We start from the raw sequence: 15,554 nt of genomic DNA on the forward strand, positions 1-15,554 counted from the left end.
TCGAGCATGCCGTTATACTGGCCGATCAATTTTCCGCCCCAGACGAGGCACTGTAATGGCCTGGACTTCCGTGATCGCCAATGCCTTACGCGCTCCGCTGAGACGCCTCATTGCCCGCTGGGTCGAACTTCGTCTGATCGAGCCTGCGCCTTCTGAGCTGGCCCTCGATCCGCGGCATCCCGTGCTGTACGTACTGCCTCATCCGGCCCTCAGCGACACACTGCTGCTGGAGAGCGTCTGTGCCCGCCACGGCCTGCCCTCGCCGAGCCAACCATTGGCGGTCGGATCCATCCAGCAGCGGGCGTGCCAGCCGCTTCCAACGACCCGTCGCCGCTTCAGGCGACGCCGCTCACCCCCCCCTCCCTTTGGCCCGTTGCTCGATCACCTCGCTGCACACCCCGAGGAGGATATCCAGATCGTGCCGGTCAGCATCTTCTGGGGACGGGCGCCCGGCAAGCGGTTCGGTTTCTGGAAGCTCATCGCGGCCGATAACTGGCAATTTACCGGCCACCTGCGGCGGGCGTTCTCAGTGATCGTCAACGGCAAGGACGTCGAGCTGCATTTCGGTGCGCCACTCAAGTTGCGCGACCTGGTCGACGAGCGCCCCAGCGAACTCACCAACCGCAAGGTGGCACGTCTGTTGCGCGTGCATTTTCGTCGGCTTCGCACCCGCGTGCTGGGCCCCGACCTGTCGCATCGCCGCACCTTGATCGGCGGTGTCGTGACCAGCCCCGACGTGCGCCAAGCGATTGCCGAAGTGGCCGAAGCCCAGGGGCGGTCGCGGCCCCGGGTCGAGAAGCGCGCCTGGAATTACGGGCACGAGATCGCCTCGAACATGTCCTACCCGGTGCTGCGCTTCATGTCCCGCCTGCTCGAGCGGCTCTGGAACCGATTGTATGACGGTGTCGACGTCCAGGGCCTCGTTCAGGTCAAGCGGCTGGCCGGGGAGCATACCGTGATCTATGTGCCCTGCCATCGCAGTCACATGGATTACCTGCTGCTCTCGTACGTGCTCTACCGCGAAGGGCTGATGCCGCCGCATGTCGCCGCAGGGCGAAATCTCGACATGCCGGTGGTTGGCGGCGTGCTTCGCCGGGGAGGCGCCTTTTTCATGCGCCGTAGCTTCAAGGACAACCGACTCTACAGCGCCGTGTTCAACGAGTACCTGCACCGCCTGTTGTCACGCGGCCACCCCCTTGAGTACTTCATCGAAGGTGGGCGATCGCGTAGCGGTCGTATGCTAACGCCCCGGCCCGGCATGCTCGCCATGAGCCTGCGCTCCCATATTCGCAGCTCCCTGCCGGGAGCCGAGGGCGGCGGACGGGGCCTGGTCTTCGTACCGGTTTATATCGGTTATGAACGCGTCCTCGAGAGCAATAGCTACCTCAAGGAACTCAAAGGACACAAGAAACGCAAGGAAAGCCCGCTGGGGCTGGCGCGTTCACTCGGCCAGCTTCGCCAGGCCTTCGGCCGGGTCGCGGTCAATATCGGCGAGCCGCTTTACCTCGACGCCTACCTCGACAGCCAGGTCCCCCGATGGCGCCAGCAGCGCGACACGCTCAGGCCGCCCTGGCTCACCACCGCCGTGCCAAGACTCGGCGACGAACTGGCACGACGCATCAATGACGCAGCAGCCCTCAATGCCGTCAATCTGGTAGCGTTGGTGCTCCTGGCCACACCGCATCACGCCATCGAAACCCGTCTGCTGCTGCGGCAGCTTGCGGTGATGGTCGACCTGCAAAAGCGTCTGCCGGGCGGCTCGCATATCAGCCTGCCCCACGGCACCCCAGAGACGTGGATCGCCCAGGCAGCATCACTCGGCTTCATCGAACGACGCCATCAGGCACTGGGCGAGCTGGTGCTCACCGATAGCGCGCGCGCCAGCCTGTTGAGCTGGTACCGTAACAACGTGCTGCATCTCTATGCCCTGGCGGGGCTGACGGCATTCGCGTTTCGCAACAATGCACGCCTGCGTTTGTCGGAGCTGCACGAACTCATCGCCCCCAGCTGGCCGGTGCTGAGGCGCGAGTTGTTCATTGCCGCGCCGCTCTCCCTGGAGTCCTGCTTGCGCGAAATGCTCGACACACTGACCGAGCTGGGGCTGCTCGAGGCCAACGGCAATGGGAGCTGGCAGCGTCCCGCCAGTCAGCACGAGGCGTATGAACAGTTGCGTCTGTTGGGGGGGCTTGTCCAGCCGACACTCGAGCGAGGCTTCCTGTTGCTGACCGCATTGCTGCGCGAGCCCAGCGGTAACTTGAGCCGTGATGCATTGATCGAGCAGAGCCGGCTGCTAGCCGAACGCCTCGCCCTGCTATCGGGCCTGGAGGCGCCTGAGTACTTCGATGCCCGGCTGTTCGCAGGGCTCATCGATTCGCTGCAGGAGGAGGGCTGGCTATGGCTACAGGAGGATCAAGTGCACTATGGCCCGACGCTCGAACGCGGCGCCCGTCGCGCCAGCACCCTCTTCGACCCCGCCCTGCGCCAGCGCCTGCTGCAGATATCCTCGTCGAGTCAGGCCTCGCCCAGCGAGCGGTGAACGTAGAGGTCGTAGCGACTGGTCTTGCCCTCGATGACATGGTGAGGGGCCGGCCCTGCTATCGCAGGCGCCTTGCGAGGGCGCTTGACCGTCACGCGGTGCGTGGCGGCGGCCAGTGCGCTCTGGAGAAGCATCGGTGCATCCAGGTCATCGCCGGCCAGATCGCGGAACAGCCGCATCTCCTTCTTGACCAGCGCCGACTTGTCGCGATGGGGAAACATCGGGTCCAGATGGATGACCTGAGGCGGGAAGGCTTGCCGCTCCAGTATCTTCGCCAGATCGTGCGCGGCATCGGCGTGCACCAGCGTCATGGCTTCCACGATGGGTGCCGTCTCGGCGTCCTGCCGGGCCCGAGCCAGGCCATCCTCGAGCAAGGCAAAAATCGCCGAATGGCGTTCGATCAACAGCACCTCGGCACCCAAGCTCGCCAGCACGAAGGCATCGCGGCCCAATCCAGCCGTCGCATCGACCACGCGCGGTGAGGTCACCTTGCCCAGCCCACAGGCCTTGGCCACGAGCTGGCCGCGTCCGCCCCCGAAGCGGCGACGATGCGCCGCCTGGCCAGTGACGAAATCGACCTTGAGCGGCTTGCCGTAACGCGATTCGTCACCCGCCAGTACCAGGGCTCCGTCGTGCATGACCAGATTCAGCCCATCGCCGTTCTCGGGCGCCCACGGCAGGCCCAGCCGTTCGGCCAATGGCTCGAGGCCAACGCCGCACACCCTCACGGGTACCGCCGGGTTCATGCGTTCTTCTGCCAGGCCACCTGGTCGCGCAGATAGATCGGCTGGATCAAATGCGCCTCACGCGCCTCACCGGCCGCAAATTGACGGGCGGCCAGCCAGGCCATCTCCTCGGCGGCGGGGTGCATGTCCTCGAACGTCTGGCTCATGGCATCCTGCAGCAGGACGGGCATCGCGTCCCAGAGCGTCCAGCCCGAGCCGACGCCGACCCAATCGACGTCCTGCGCGTTCGAGGGCAGCGTAAGGCGCTCGGGAGGCAGCACGGCCTCATCGAGCAAGCGTTCAAGGCCATCGTCATGGCAGCGGTAAGCAGCGACGTAGATCTCGCCCATACGCGCGTCCAGTGCGGCCAGCACGTGGCGAACGTGATGATGGCGATTGGCACGCAACGCCAGCGCTTCGAGGGTGGAGACGCCAAGCAGCGGGCGATCGGCGCCGAAAGCCAGCCCTTGGGCCGTCCCGGCGGCGATGCGCAATCCGGTAAACGACCCCGGGCCCCGGCCGTAGGCAACGGCATCGAGGGACGACACCCCGATACCCGCTTCGGCAAGCAGCTCTTCAACCATCGGCATCAGGCGACGCGTGTGCTCGCGGGGCGCCAGTGAAAAGCGCGAAATGACCTCGTCACGCCCTTCGCGATGAACCATCAACGCCGCAGAGCAAGCCTGGGTGGAGGCATCCAGCGCCAGTAGGGTCGGCATATGTCGCGTACCTCAGGGCAGATCAGTGGCCGGGTATTATACGACAACGGCCCGCAGGTGTGCGGGCCGTCGATCGTTCCAGAAGGGGATCAGCTCTCGAGTGCTGCCTTCACCTGGCGCGTGATATCGTCGATGCTGCCGACCCCTTCCACGCGATGGTATTTGGGGGCCTTCTCGGGCTCTTTCTCCGCCCACTCTCGGTAGTAGTCGACCAGCGGTGCGGTCTGCTCATGATAGACAGCGAGACGATTGCGAACGGTGGATTCGCGATCGTCGTCACGCTGTATCAGGGCCTCGCCGGTGACGTCGTCCTTGCCAGGCTCCTTGGGCGGCTGGTATTCGAGGTGATATACACGACCCGAACCGGGATGCACGCGACGACCGGCCAAGCGCTTGACGATCTCCTCGTCATCGACGGCGATTTCAAGAACATGATCGAGTTTGACGTTGGCTTCTTTCATCGCTTCCGCCTGGCGAATCGTGCGCGGGAAGCCATCGAAGAGAAACCCGTTGGCGCAATCCGGCTGGCTGATGCGCTCCTTGACCAGATCGATGATGATGTCGTCGGACACCAGCCCCCCGCTGGACATGATCTCCTTGACCTTGAGCCCCAGGTCGCTACCTTCCTTGACAGCGGCACGCAGCATGTCACCAGTGGAGATCTGCGGGATACTGTAATGTTCGCAGATGAACTGGGCTTGCGTACCCTTACCGGCCCCCGGGGCGCCCAACAGGATCAAACGCATCTGAACTGCTCCTTGAATGACATGAAAAGCGTTTTTATAACGTGGCATAGATGGATTAATCGAGACGATACCCGGGCTCCCTCGCCCAGACAAGCGCCCCGGACCTGACAAACAGCCTGAGTGTCATAAAAATGACCTTTATCATCAGGTGCTTGGCTTACGATTAACACTTTGGTCTGGCGAGAGGCGCGAGACATAAAAGACAACGGCGCCCGTAGGCGCCGTTGGTTGAGGACAGCGGTATTTCTTACCGCAATCCAGACGGTTACATCAACAAGCGACGGATATCGGTCAGTGCCTGAGCCAGGAACGCCGTGAAGCGCGCGGCATCCGCCCCATTGACGGCACGATGGTCATAGGACAGCGACAGCGGCATCATCAGGCGAGGCTGGAACGCCTGGCCATCCCAGACCGGTTTCATCTGCGACTTGGAAACGCCCAGAATGGCCACTTCCGGCGCATTGACGATCGGCGTGAACGCCGTACCACCAATCGAGCCCAGGCTGGAGATGGTGAAGCAACCACCCGTCATCTCCTCCCGCTTGAGCTTTTTGTTCTGCGCCTTGCCGGCGAGCTCGACGCTCTCCTTGGCCAGTTCGATCAGCGACTTCTGGTCGGCGTTACGGATGACCGGCACCATCAAGCCGTCCGGCGTATCCACGGCGACACCGATATGCACGTAGTTCTTCCACACCATCGTCTCGCCATCGCCTTTCAGGCTGACGTTGAACTGCGGGAACTTGCGCAGGGCAAAGGCACAGGCCTTGACCAGGAACGGCAACGGCGTGAGCTTGGCGCCCTGGGCCTCGGCTTCGGCCTTCATCGACTTGCGGAAGGCTTCCAGCTCAGTGATGTCGGCTTCGTCGAACTGGGTCACGTGAGGCACGTTGAGCCAGCTACGGTGCAGATTCGTCGCGCCCATCTTGAGCAGACGGCCCATCGGCTTCTCTTCGATTTCACCGAACTGGCTGAAGTCCTGCTCGGGAACCGGCGGAATGCCCGCACCTCCGGAAGCGGCGGCTGCCGCGGGTGCCTCGCCGCTCTGCTGACGTGACATCGTCTGCTTCACGTAGGCCTGCACGTCTTCCTTGAGGACCCGGTCCTTGGGACCGCTCGGCTTGACCCGTGCCAGGTCGACACCCAGTTCGCGCGCCAGCATGCGTACCGCGGGGCCGGCATGGACCTGGCTGGCTTCGCGGGGCTTGTCGAGGGCTACCTGAGATTCAGGGCTCGGCGTCGGTGGGGCCGAGACCTCGGCAACCTGATCGCCTTTGGCCGGCTTCTTGCCTGACTTCTCGGCCTTGGAAGACGACTTCTGCGAACTGTCGGCCTTCTTCGGCTTGGGCTTGCTGCCGGCCACTTCGATATAGCCGATCAGATCGCCCTCGGAGACCGTATCGCCCTCCTTGACCGTCAATTCGACCAGCTTGCCCTTGTAGGGGCTCGGCACGTCCATGGAGGCCTTGTCGGACTCCAGGGTGATCAGCGGGTCTTCCACGTCGACGTCATCACCGGCGGAAGCGGCAATTTCGATGATCGGAACATCGCTGGAGCCGGAGAGATCCGGAACGCGAATTTCCTTACGCTGAGACTCTCCCTCCGTCTCCTCGTCGTCATCGTCCTGAGGCTCTTCCGCCTCGGCGGTTTCCTCGGCCTGCTCGTCGGTGTCTTCGGAAGAGGGCTGGTCGTCCTCGTCTTCCTCGTCGCCACCCTCATCGGCGATTTCCATGGTGCCGATCAGATCACCTTCGGAGACGGTATCGCCCTCCTTGATCGCCAAGGACACGAGTTTGCCCGTGTGCGGGCTCGGCACGTCCATGGAGGCCTTGTCGGATTCCAGGGTAATCAAGGGATCCTCGGCACTCACCTCATCGCCTTCCGAGACAGCGACTTCGATGATCTCGACGTCTTCACTGCCGCCGATGTCGGGCACCTTGACCTCTACCGTGCGCTTGCCACCACCGGAAGATTTCTTGGCAGGCTTGTCATCCGAGGCCGTCTGCTTGGCCGGCTTCTTCTCCTGCTTCTCGGCGTCGTCGGATTGTTTCTCCTGCTCGGCATCAGACTCGTCCTCCTGCTCGCCGCCGCCTTCGCCCTCGGCTTCGAGCTCCAGGATGTCGTCACCCTCGGATACGGTGTCGCCCTCCTTGACCAGGACCTTGACCACCTTGCCGCCCTTGGGCGCCGGCACGTCCATGCTGGCCTTGTCGGATTCGAGCGTGATCATGGTGTCTTCAGCGCTGATGACGTCGCCTTCGGACACCGCGATCTCGATGATTTCGACATCGGTGCTGCCACCGATGTCTGGGACTTTGATGATTTCGCTACTCAAGGTCGCGCTCCTTCCAAATCGTGCTCGGAGCATGGCCGCCACAGGCCACCACGCTCCTGATCAGCTGGTCAGCGGCTCATACCGTCAGCGGGTTAGGCTTGTTCGGGTCGATGCCGTACTTCTTGATCGCTTCGCCCACTACCTTGCGGTCGATTTCGTCCCGGTCGGCCAACGCCTTGAGCGCAGCCACGGTGACGAAGTAGCGGTCGACCTCGAAGAAGTGACGCAGCTTTTCACGGGTATCGGAACGGCCATAACCATCGGTGCCCAATACATGATAGTCGGTCGGCACCCAGGCACGGACCTGATCGGCGAATAACTTCATGTAGTCGGTCGAGGCGATCGCCGGCCCCTTGCGTCCCTCGAGACACTGGGTGACATGCGGCTTGGTCGGCGTCTCCTCGGGCTTGAGGAAGCTCTGGCGATCGTACTCCAGGGCCTCGCGACGCAACTCGTTGAAGCTGGTCACGCTCCAGATATCGGAGCCCACGTCGTACTCCTCGCGCAGGATCTCGGCGGCTGCCTCGACCTCGCGCAGGATGGTACCGCTGCCCAGCAGTTGCACGTGCGCTTTCTTGCCTTCGGTTTCGCGTAGCAGGTACATGCCCTTGATGATGCCTTCCTCGCATCCTTCCGGCATTTCCGGATGCGGGTAGTTCTCGTTCATCAGGGTCAGGTAATAGAAGCAGTTCTCCTTGTCCTGATACATCCGCTTCAGGCCGTCCTGGACGATCACCGCCACCTCATGGCCGTAGGTCGGGTCGTAGCTGCGGCAATTGGGAATGGTCGACGCCTGGATATGGCTGTGGCCATCCTGGTGCTGCAGACCTTCGCCGTTGAGTGTGGTACGCCCTGCGGTGCCGCCGAGCAGGAAGCCGCGCGCCTGCATGTCCCCGGCCAGCCAGGCCAGGTCACCGATGCGCTGGAAACCGAACATCGAGTAGTAGATGTAGAACGGCAGCAACGGCATGTGGTGGTTGGAGTAGGAAGTCGCCGCGGCGATCCACGCCGACATGGCGCCCGCCTCGGTGATACCTTCCTCGAGGATCTGACCCTGCTTGTCCTCGCGGTAGAACATGATTTGACCGGCATCCATCGGCTCGTACTTCTGGCCTTCGGAAGTGTAGATGCCGAGCTGGCGGAACATGCCTTCCATCCCGAACGTCCGTGCCTCGTCGGGCACGATCGGCACGACCTGCTTGCCCAGCGTCTTGCTCTTGACCAGGCCGTTGAGGATGCGCACGAAGGACATGGTGGTCGAGACTTCACGATCGCCGGAGCCCTTGGTCTGGCTCGAGAACATCTTGTCGTCGAGGCCAGGGATCTCGAGCGGCTCGAAATCGTTCTTGCGTCCCGGCAGATAGCCACCGAGTCGCTCACGCATGAGATGCATGTACTTCATTTCCGGGCTTTCCTTGGCCGGTTTGAAGTACGGCATGTCACCGCTGTCGAGCTGCTCGTCGGTCACCGGGATGCCGAAGCGATCGCGGAATTTCTTGATCGCGTCGAGTTCCATGGACTTGATCTGGTGCGCTTCCATGTCGGCTTCACCGCTGCCACCGCCCATGCCGTAGCCCTTGACGGTGTGCGCCAGGATCACGGTGGGCTTGTCATTGGTGTTGTTCACCGCCTCATGGTAGGCCGCATAGACCTTGTACGGATCGTGCCCGCCGCGATTGAGCTTCCAGATATCGTCATCGGACATGTCCTTGACCAACGCTTCGGTCTCGGGATACTTGCCGAAGAAATGCTCTCGGGTATAGGCCCCGCCGTTAGCCTTGTAGTTCTGGTACTCGCCGTCGACCGCCTCGTCCATGCGCTTTTGCAGCATGCCCTTCTTGTCCTGCTCGAAGAGCGGATCCCAGAAGCGGCCCCAGACCACCTTGAGCACATTCCAGCCGGCACCGCGGAACACGCCCTCGAGTTCGTCGATGATTCGCGAGTTGCCGCGTACCGGCCCATCGAGACGCTGCAGGTTGCAATTGACGACAAAGATGAGATTACCCAGTTTCTCGCGGCTGGCCAGGTGCAGCGCGCCCAGGGATTCCGGTTCATCGCACTCGCCATCGCCGAGGAAGGCCCAGACCTTGCGGTCGTGCATCGGCTGCAGGCCACGCGCATCCAGGTACTTCATGACGTGGGCCTGATAGATCGCGGTGATCGGGCCCAACCCCATGGAGACGGTGGGGAATTGCCAGTAATCCGGCATCAACCAGGGGTGCGGATAGGAGGAGAGACCGTCGCCGTCGACTTCCTGACGGAACTTGTCCATCTGCTCTTCGGTGAGACGTCCTTCGAGGAAGGAGCGTGCGTAGATCCCTGGCGATACGTGGCCCTGGATATACAGCAGGTCGCCCTTGAAGTCCCCTTCGGGGGCACGGAAGAAGTGGTTGAAGCCGACTTCATACAGCGTGGCACTGGACATGTAACTGGCCAGGTGCCCGCCGAGCCCCTTGTGCTTCTTGTTGGTCCGGATGACCTGTGCAGCCATGTTCCAGCGAATCAAGGACCGGATGCGCCGCTCCATGAACAGGTCGCCGGGCATGCGCGCTTCGCGGTGGACCGGGATGGTGTTGCGATGAGGGGTCGTCACCGAGAAAGGCACCTGCATCCCGTCACGACGGAAGCGATCGGCCAGGCGGCTCATCAGGTACTGGGCGCGCTCTTCGCCCTCTCGATCCAGGACTGATTCCAGGGCTTCAATCCACTCCGTGGTTTCGACCGGATCGAGATCCTCTCTTGCCTCCAGACTCATAGACGTCTCTCCGAATGAAGATATTGTATCGGTCTGCCCTCACCCGGGGGTGGAGGGGCGTATTGGCGCTCTTCAGTGCGGGCGGACCTGCGTTGGGTCGCACCTCGATAGACATGCCCGTTGCCGTTTGGGTTGCAACGTGTAGCGAAGTTACAGAAATGTCACTTAAGTATGGGTTTTCAGGGCCACGAAGATACCGCAAAGCGGATCGCGTGCCAATTGGCGCCATTATGAAAACCGTTTTCAATCAGCTTGCTGCAGCGCAACACTGATGCCAGCAAGCCCTTTGCCCCCAGTCTAGTCGCATGTGTGGAAAATGTAGCGAAACTACCGTGGATCACAAGAACGCAGATACCGTGACCACGTTCAGCCTGCGCCGAGGCAACGCCTGAAATAGGCCCAATCGAATGCCGGCCCCGGATCGCGCTTGCGCAGCGGGGCGATGCGCGCATGACTGGTGATGCGAGATGAGGTGAGGGCGGGGTAAGTCGCCATCAGCGCCCGTGTCGCGGCTGCCAGGGCAAGATACTGCGCTTCCCGGTAAGGGCCTATCTCGTCCCCCTCGAGTTCGATGCCGACACTGAAGTCATTGAGCTCGCGGCGCTCCCGCTCACCGTCGAACCAGCGCGAGCGCCCGGCATGCCAGGCGCGACGGTCGAAGGGCACGAATTGGGTACAGGTACCGTCCCGGCGTATCAGCAAGTGTGCCGACACCCGCAGGTGGGCGATGCCCGCAAAATAGGGGTGTGCGTGGGGGTCGAGGCAATTGGTGAACAAGCGCTCGATATCTTCGCCACCGTACTCACCGGGCGGCAGGCTGATGGAATGCAGCACCAGGGCTGAAACCTCCCCATGGGGACGTTCGTTCTGATTGGGCGAAACCACCCGACGTGCCGCGTCCCACCACCCCGAATCGATGCGCATCGCACTCCCCTGACGCTGTGTCCATGACTCCCCTATAATGCGGAGATTGTCGCATAGTAGAGGATTGGATCCGCCCCATGCATTATTACGAAGCCTTGGCCGAAGACATTCGCACCGGTGCTGCCAGACTACTGGCCGAAGATGTCGGCCCGGGGGATATCACCGCCCAACTGATTCCCGAGCGGCAATGGGCCCGGGCTGCCGTCGTGACGCGAGAGGCGGCCATCCTGTGTGGGGTGGCCTGGGTCGATGAGCTTTACCGTCGCCTCGACCCCCGGGTCCAGTTGACCTGGAAAGCGGCCGATGGCGACCGCCTGGCGGTCGGCGACACTGTCCTGGAACTGGAAGGGCCGGCTCGCGCCCTGCTCAACGGCGAGCGTGCCGCCCTCAATCTGCTGCAGACGCTCTCGGCCACCGCCACCCGCACCCGGGACTATGTCGACTTGATCGCCGGTACCGGGGTGCGGTTACTCGATACACGAAAGACCTTGCCCGGGCTGCGCCTGGCGCAAAAGTATGCGGTCACGTGCGGGGGCGGCCACAACCATCGGATCGGTCTCTACGATGCCTTTCTCATCAAGGAGAACCACATCGCAGCATGCGGGGGAATCGCCAAGGCCGTGAAGGAAGCACGCAACATCGCCCGCGATCTTCCGGTCGAGGTCGAGGTCGAGACCTTCGATGAACTGGATCAGGCCATCGAAGCCGGTGCCGACATCGTCATGCTCGACAACTTCACGCTCGATGACATGCGCGAAGCGGTGCGGCGCAATGCCGGACGCGTCACGCTCGAGGCATCGGGCAACGTCAGTGAGGCAACCCTGCGGGACATCGCCGAGACCGGCGTGGACTGCATTTCGTCAGGGGCCTTGACCAAGGATGTCAAGGCCATCGACCTGTCGATGCGCATTACCCACAGCGAGACGCGTTGAGCGTATCAGGTCTCGACGACCCCCAGACGCTTGCTCATCTTGATGCGCGGCAGGCTCTCGCCGCCGCGCTCGACCCACTCCTCGCCCAGTGACACCCAGCCGCGTCGTTCCAGCGCTTCCGCCAGCACGCGGCTGGCATCGATCGTCACCCGGGAAGCCCCCTGTTCGATCAATGCGCGTTCGGCATGAACCAACAGGGTCGTGCCGATGCCACGCCGCGCCAGCGATGGCCAGACATACAGGGTCTCGATGCGCGACCGTGTCATGTCTATTTCGAGAAAACCCACACAGCGTCCGTCACAGGCCGCCACCAGGGTCGTGTAAAGCGCCTGCCGAGCCGACCAGGCGCTCGCCTCGCGGGGCAGCACCGATGCCCAGGCTTCGCGCTGTGCCACGCTATAGTGGACTGCCGCCCCCTGCATGACGGCATGGTGGAAGACTTCGGCCTGGTCGGCTGCGTCGCGCGGGAGTGCCTGGCGGTAGCGGATTCGAGCGGTCGCGGTCATGGTGAGACTCCAGCGGCGTCAGGCGGGTCGATATGAAGCGCAGCCTACACAAAGGCGCTGGACCCGCCAACCGATACAGGCATTCGCACACGCCTCCCGGTCACGGCATAATGCGCTGCATGAGCGAGCTTCCCTCTTCCCCTGCCCCCGCTGCGCCGGCCTTTACCCTCGATGTCATCGGTCATATCGAGAGCGATTACCCGGACAAGTTCGGCATACCGCGCCAGCCCGGCCTGGCCCCAGCCGCCCGCGGCCGATTGCGACTGGATCCCCCCTTCGACGATCCGCTGACCGTTCGCGGCCTCGAGGCGTTCAGTCACCTGTGGCTGACTTTTGTCTTCCACGAGAGCCCTACGCGCTGGACGCCCCTGGTGCGTCCGCCGCGGCTGGGAGGCAATGCCAAGGTGGGGGTATTCGCCAGCCGCAGCACGCACCGGCCCAATCGCCTCGGCCTGTCGCTCGTGGAATTGGCGGGCATCGACACAACGCGGGGTGTCGCGCTGGAACTGCGCGGTCATGACCTGCTCGATGGCACGCCGGTACTCGACATCAAACCCTACTTGCCGTGGGTCGAGTCACGCCCCGATGCGCTGGCTGGCTTTGCCCCCGATGCCCCACCTCACTATCGGGTGGTGTTCACGTGCGAGGCGGAATCCCGCCTTGCCGAGCGTGCCGATCGTCTCTCGCTGCGGGCACTGATCGAACAGGTGCTGGCTCAGGACCCGCGTCCCGCCTATCGACGAGGGGCGGAAGCGCGGGTTTACGGGGTGCGGCTGCGGGATGTCGATGTCCGCTTTCACGTGGTCGACGACGCCGGCACCCCGGTCATGGAAGTCTTGGCTATCGTGGCGCTGGATCCATAACTGCCGGGTCAGTCGAACGCCACACCGATACGCCGTCCCACTTCCTCATAGGCTTCGATGACCCCACCCAGGCCCTGACGGAAGCGATCCTTGTCCATTTTTTCGCGGGTGTTGGCATCCCACAGGCGACAGCCATCGGGGGAGAATTCATCGCCAAGCACGATCTGGCCGTGGAAAACGCCGAATTCGAGCTTGTAGTCGACCAGCAGCATGTCCCCGTCCTTGAACAACTGCTTGAGCACGACGTTGACCTTGAAGGTCAGTGCCTTCATCTCGGCGAGCTGCTCAGGCGTGGCCCAGCCGAAGGTTTCAGCCAGCGACTCGTTGATCATCGGGTCGTGCTGCTCGTCGTTCTTGAGAAACAGTTCGAAGGTCGGCGGCGTCAGCTCGCGCCCTTCCTCGACGCCCAGACGTCGACACAGGCTGCCGGCCGCGACGTTGCGAACGACACACTCCACCGGAATCATGTCGAGCTTCTTGACCATGCATTCGGTATCGGAGAGCAGGCCATCGAAGTGGGTCGGAATCCCCGCCTCTTCAAGCTTGCCCATGATGAAGGCATTGAACTTGTTGTTGACCATGCCCTTGCGCGCCAGGGCCTCCTTCTTCTGGCCGTCGAAGGCACTGGTGTCGTCGCGAAAGTGCAGAATCAGGCGATCGGGGTCGTCGGTGACATAGACCGACTTGGCCTTGCCGGCATAGAGTGCTTCGCGCTTTTCCATGGGGAGCTCCAGAATACGAGTTAACCGATGGTCTGCCAGTCCAGCCCCAGATCCTGGGCCGCCACCAGCAACCGTGTTTCATCGCCATCGAGCAAGGGGGCCAGGGTTTCCCTGACCAGCTCGGGGCGATTGTTGTGTTCAGACAGGTGGGAGCAGACGATACGCTGTAGCCGATCGAGCCCCAGCCGTTGCAGCAGATCATACGCCTGGCTATTGGCCAGATGCCCCCAGTTACCCCCCACGCGCCGCTTGAGTCGCGGCGGATAGGGCCCTTCGGCAAGCATTCGACGATCGTGATTGCACTCCAGAATCAGTGCATCGCAGCCCTGAAAGGCCTCCGTCACGTGGCCGGTGGGATGCCCGAGGTCCGTCAACAATCCCAGGCACCGATCATGGGCATGGAAGCGGAACTGCACCGGCTCGCGGGCATCGTGGGGCACGGTGACCGGATCGATTTCCAGCCCCTTGATGGCAAAACGTGCCTGTGGCGTGATCCAGTGGTGCTGCGGTACTTCACCCAGACGCCGCGAGAGCCAACTGCCAGGGGTCAGGTAGATCGGCACCCCGTGACGACGCGCCAACGCGCCCGCCCCGCTGATATGGTCGCCATGCTCGTGCGTGATCAACAGAGCATCGAGCTGACGCGGGTGCACACCCAGGCGGGCCAGGCGACGCTCGGCCTCGCGCATGCCGAATCCACAATCCACCAGGATATGCGTCTCGCCATCGCTGACCAGGGTGGCGTTGCCCTTGCTACCACTGCCCAGGGAGGCGAAGTGCAGCGCCCTACCGCGTGGCAGGGCATGGGTAGCGCCATCAGGCATCAGCGCAGCAGGTCCTCCACGCGCCCCAGGAATTCCTGCTCGTCTTCCGCCGTGAAGGCGCGCTCGCTTTCATTCTCGACCCGCACCACGGTCTGGCCATCACCCGCTGCCTCGAGCGATAGACGCAACTGCTGGGACGTCTGGCGCACATCGGGACTGAAGATGATCGAGATGACTCCGCGATCACGCTCGCTCTCGGTCATGTATTCGACCAGGAAGTCACGCTGTGTGGCATCACGCTCGAGCAACAGCTCGCGATTTTCCTGAGTGAAGTGGGACTCCAACTGATAGCCGATCTCGTTCCAGGCCTGCTCGACATCTACATCCATGACCAGCACCCAGTCGTCGCCGCGCTGCTCCAGGCGAACCCGATCGGGCTCGGCCACCGCCTGCTGGCGGGCAAGCGCCGACGCGCTGGCAGTCTGGCTCTGACCACTCAGGAAGTTGCCGAGCGATGACAGACAAGTTTCGTTGACCTGCCCGGCCTGCTCGCAGCGCACTTCACTGGCACCAGTCTGCACGCCGGGGCGCACATACAAGCGGCCCTGGCTCGTCTCGATCACACCGCGGTTCGGATCACGCTCGGTCACCTGCAGCCCCTGGCGCCGTGCGAAATCCTCGAGCTGGGTCCAGACGGTGGCGGGCGCGGCATTGACGACCAGCCAGCTCCCCGTGCCGGTATCGCGGCGCTGAACATAATCGCGCTGCCGCGTACGTGTCACGTCATCGGGACGCGGTGCGCTGAAGCGACCACCGGAAGACACGAACTCGCGGTTGGCGTCGGGGATCGGCATGGCGTCACCGTAGCGTGCCGTATTGCGCGACTCCGGCAGTACCAGCGGCGTGCTGCGCTCGGCCTCCGTGTAGTCGATGTTTCGGTCGTGATAATACCCTTCACGTGCACAACCGGTCGCCACCAGGGCGATCGATACCACCAGCGGCATCCATTTCAGCGCAGGATTCATGCATC

General features: G+C 63.0%; 13 protein-coding genes. 3 read left to right on the plus strand and 10 right to left on the minus strand.

What is annotated here, in order from left to right:
• Nucleotides 1-55: 55 nt before the first annotated feature.
• Nucleotides 56-2,536, plus strand: coding sequence for a glycerol-3-phosphate 1-O-acyltransferase PlsB (gene plsB, locus JH15_RS06470; RefSeq protein ID WP_081948918.1), 2,481 nt, complete (start codon nt 56-58; stop codon nt 2,534-2,536).
• On the opposite strand, the gene JH15_RS06475 is transcribed toward plsB, so the two are convergent.
• The 6 genes from JH15_RS06475 to ampD all read right to left on the minus strand — a co-directional run bounded on the left by JH15_RS06475 (nt 2,512) and on the right by ampD (nt 10,737).
• The gene (locus JH15_RS06475) at nt 2,512-3,282 is read right to left on the minus strand and encodes a class I SAM-dependent methyltransferase (RefSeq protein WP_043528126.1); all 771 of its coding nucleotides are present in this window, start codon (nt 3,280-3,282) and stop codon (nt 2,512-2,514) included. The genes plsB and JH15_RS06475 overlap by 25 nt on opposite strands.
• Nucleotides 3,279-3,980, minus strand: coding sequence for a tRNA (adenosine(37)-N6)-threonylcarbamoyltransferase complex dimerization subunit type 1 TsaB (gene tsaB / locus JH15_RS06480; protein ID WP_043528128.1), 702 nt, complete (start codon nt 3,978-3,980; stop codon nt 3,279-3,281). The genes JH15_RS06475 and tsaB overlap by 4 nt, the downstream gene beginning before the upstream one ends.
• Before the next feature lie 89 nt (nt 3,981-4,069).
• The gene (gene adk, locus JH15_RS06485; protein WP_043528130.1) at nt 4,070-4,726 is read right to left on the minus strand and encodes an adenylate kinase; all 657 of its coding nucleotides are present in this window, start codon (nt 4,724-4,726) and stop codon (nt 4,070-4,072) included.
• A 265-nt stretch (nt 4,727-4,991) separates the two neighbouring features.
• On the minus strand, nt 4,992-7,058 hold the full coding sequence (gene aceF, locus JH15_RS06490; RefSeq protein WP_043528132.1) for a pyruvate dehydrogenase complex dihydrolipoyllysine-residue acetyltransferase: 2,067 nt from the start codon (nt 7,056-7,058) through the stop codon (nt 4,992-4,994).
• 76 nt (nt 7,059-7,134) lie between these two features.
• On the minus strand, nt 7,135-9,813 hold the full coding sequence (gene aceE / locus JH15_RS06495; protein WP_043528134.1) for a pyruvate dehydrogenase (acetyl-transferring), homodimeric type: 2,679 nt from the start codon (nt 9,811-9,813) through the stop codon (nt 7,135-7,137).
• A gap of 366 nt (nt 9,814-10,179) precedes the next feature.
• Nucleotides 10,180-10,737, minus strand: a complete 558-nt coding sequence (ampD, locus tag JH15_RS06500) for a 1,6-anhydro-N-acetylmuramyl-L-alanine amidase AmpD (protein ID WP_043528135.1) — start codon at nt 10,735-10,737, stop codon at nt 10,180-10,182.
• 77 nt (nt 10,738-10,814) lie between these two features.
• Between ampD and nadC the strand changes: the two genes are divergently transcribed.
• A complete protein-coding gene (nadC, locus tag JH15_RS06505; RefSeq protein WP_043528137.1) occupies nt 10,815-11,669 on the plus strand; it encodes a carboxylating nicotinate-nucleotide diphosphorylase in 855 nt (284 codons plus the stop codon).
• Between the two features lie 5 nt (nt 11,670-11,674).
• On the opposite strand, the gene JH15_RS06510 is transcribed toward nadC, so the two are convergent.
• Nucleotides 11,675-12,175, minus strand: a complete 501-nt coding sequence (locus tag JH15_RS06510; RefSeq protein ID WP_043528139.1) for a GNAT family N-acetyltransferase — start codon at nt 12,173-12,175, stop codon at nt 11,675-11,677.
• A gap of 119 nt (nt 12,176-12,294) precedes the next feature.
• On the opposite strand from JH15_RS06510, the gene tsaA reads away from it, so the two are divergent.
• Nucleotides 12,295-13,038, plus strand: a complete 744-nt coding sequence (gene tsaA / locus JH15_RS06515; protein ID WP_043528141.1) for a tRNA (N6-threonylcarbamoyladenosine(37)-N6)-methyltransferase TrmO — start codon at nt 12,295-12,297, stop codon at nt 13,036-13,038.
• An 8-nt stretch (nt 13,039-13,046) separates the two neighbouring features.
• Here the strand turns inward: tsaA and purC are convergent, their stop codons facing one another.
• The 3 genes from purC to JH15_RS06530 are packed head-to-tail and all read right to left on the minus strand — an operon-like array spanning nt 13,047 to nt 15,549.
• Nucleotides 13,047-13,760: a phosphoribosylaminoimidazolesuccinocarboxamide synthase gene (purC, locus tag JH15_RS06520; RefSeq protein WP_043528143.1), complete on the minus strand. Its 714-nt coding sequence runs from the start codon at nt 13,758-13,760 to the stop codon at nt 13,047-13,049.
• A gap of 20 nt (nt 13,761-13,780) precedes the next feature.
• Nucleotides 13,781-14,584, minus strand: coding sequence for an MBL fold metallo-hydrolase (locus JH15_RS06525; protein WP_052383923.1), 804 nt, complete (start codon nt 14,582-14,584; stop codon nt 13,781-13,783).
• Complete coding sequence (locus tag JH15_RS06530; protein WP_043528145.1) at nt 14,584-15,549, minus strand: outer membrane protein assembly factor BamC; 966 nt, start codon at nt 15,547-15,549, stop codon at nt 14,584-14,586. Before JH15_RS06530 ends, JH15_RS06525 begins: the two co-directional genes overlap by 1 nt.
• Between the last annotated feature and the right edge of the window lie 5 nt (nt 15,550-15,554).

Source organism: Litchfieldella xinjiangensis (assembly GCF_000759345.1).
GTDB classification, from domain to species: domain Bacteria; phylum Pseudomonadota; class Gammaproteobacteria; order Pseudomonadales; family Halomonadaceae; genus Litchfieldella_A; species Litchfieldella_A xinjiangensis.

Excerpts from the sequence above, each read along its gene's own strand:
- JH15_RS06475 (WP_043528126.1), bottom strand. The coding sequence starts at position 3,282 with ATGAACCCGGCGGTACCCGTGAGGGTGTGCGGCGTTGGCCTCGAGCCA.
- JH15_RS06530 (WP_043528145.1), bottom strand. The coding sequence starts at position 15,549 with ATGAATCCTGCGCTGAAATGGATGCCGCTGGTGGTATCGATCGCCCTG.
- aceE (WP_043528134.1), bottom strand. The coding sequence starts at position 9,813 with ATGAGTCTGGAGGCAAGAGAGGATCTCGATCCGGTCGAAACCACGGAG.
- adk (WP_043528130.1), bottom strand. The coding sequence starts at position 4,726 with ATGCGTTTGATCCTGTTGGGCGCCCCGGGGGCCGGTAAGGGTACGCAA.
- plsB (WP_081948918.1), top strand. The coding sequence starts at position 56 with ATGGCCTGGACTTCCGTGATCGCCAATGCCTTACGCGCTCCGCTGAGA.
- nadC (WP_043528137.1), top strand. The coding sequence starts at position 10,815 with ATGCATTATTACGAAGCCTTGGCCGAAGACATTCGCACCGGTGCTGCC.
- tsaB (WP_043528128.1), bottom strand. The coding sequence starts at position 3,980 with ATGCCGACCCTACTGGCGCTGGATGCCTCCACCCAGGCTTGCTCTGCG.
- JH15_RS06525 (WP_052383923.1), bottom strand. The coding sequence starts at position 14,584 with ATGCCTGATGGCGCTACCCATGCCCTGCCACGCGGTAGGGCGCTGCAC.
- JH15_RS06510 (WP_043528139.1), bottom strand. The coding sequence starts at position 12,175 with ATGACCGCGACCGCTCGAATCCGCTACCGCCAGGCACTCCCGCGCGAC.
- tsaA (WP_043528141.1), top strand. The coding sequence starts at position 12,295 with ATGAGCGAGCTTCCCTCTTCCCCTGCCCCCGCTGCGCCGGCCTTTACC.
- purC (WP_043528143.1), bottom strand. The coding sequence starts at position 13,760 with ATGGAAAAGCGCGAAGCACTCTATGCCGGCAAGGCCAAGTCGGTCTAT.
- ampD (WP_043528135.1), bottom strand. The coding sequence starts at position 10,737 with ATGCGCATCGATTCGGGGTGGTGGGACGCGGCACGTCGGGTGGTTTCG.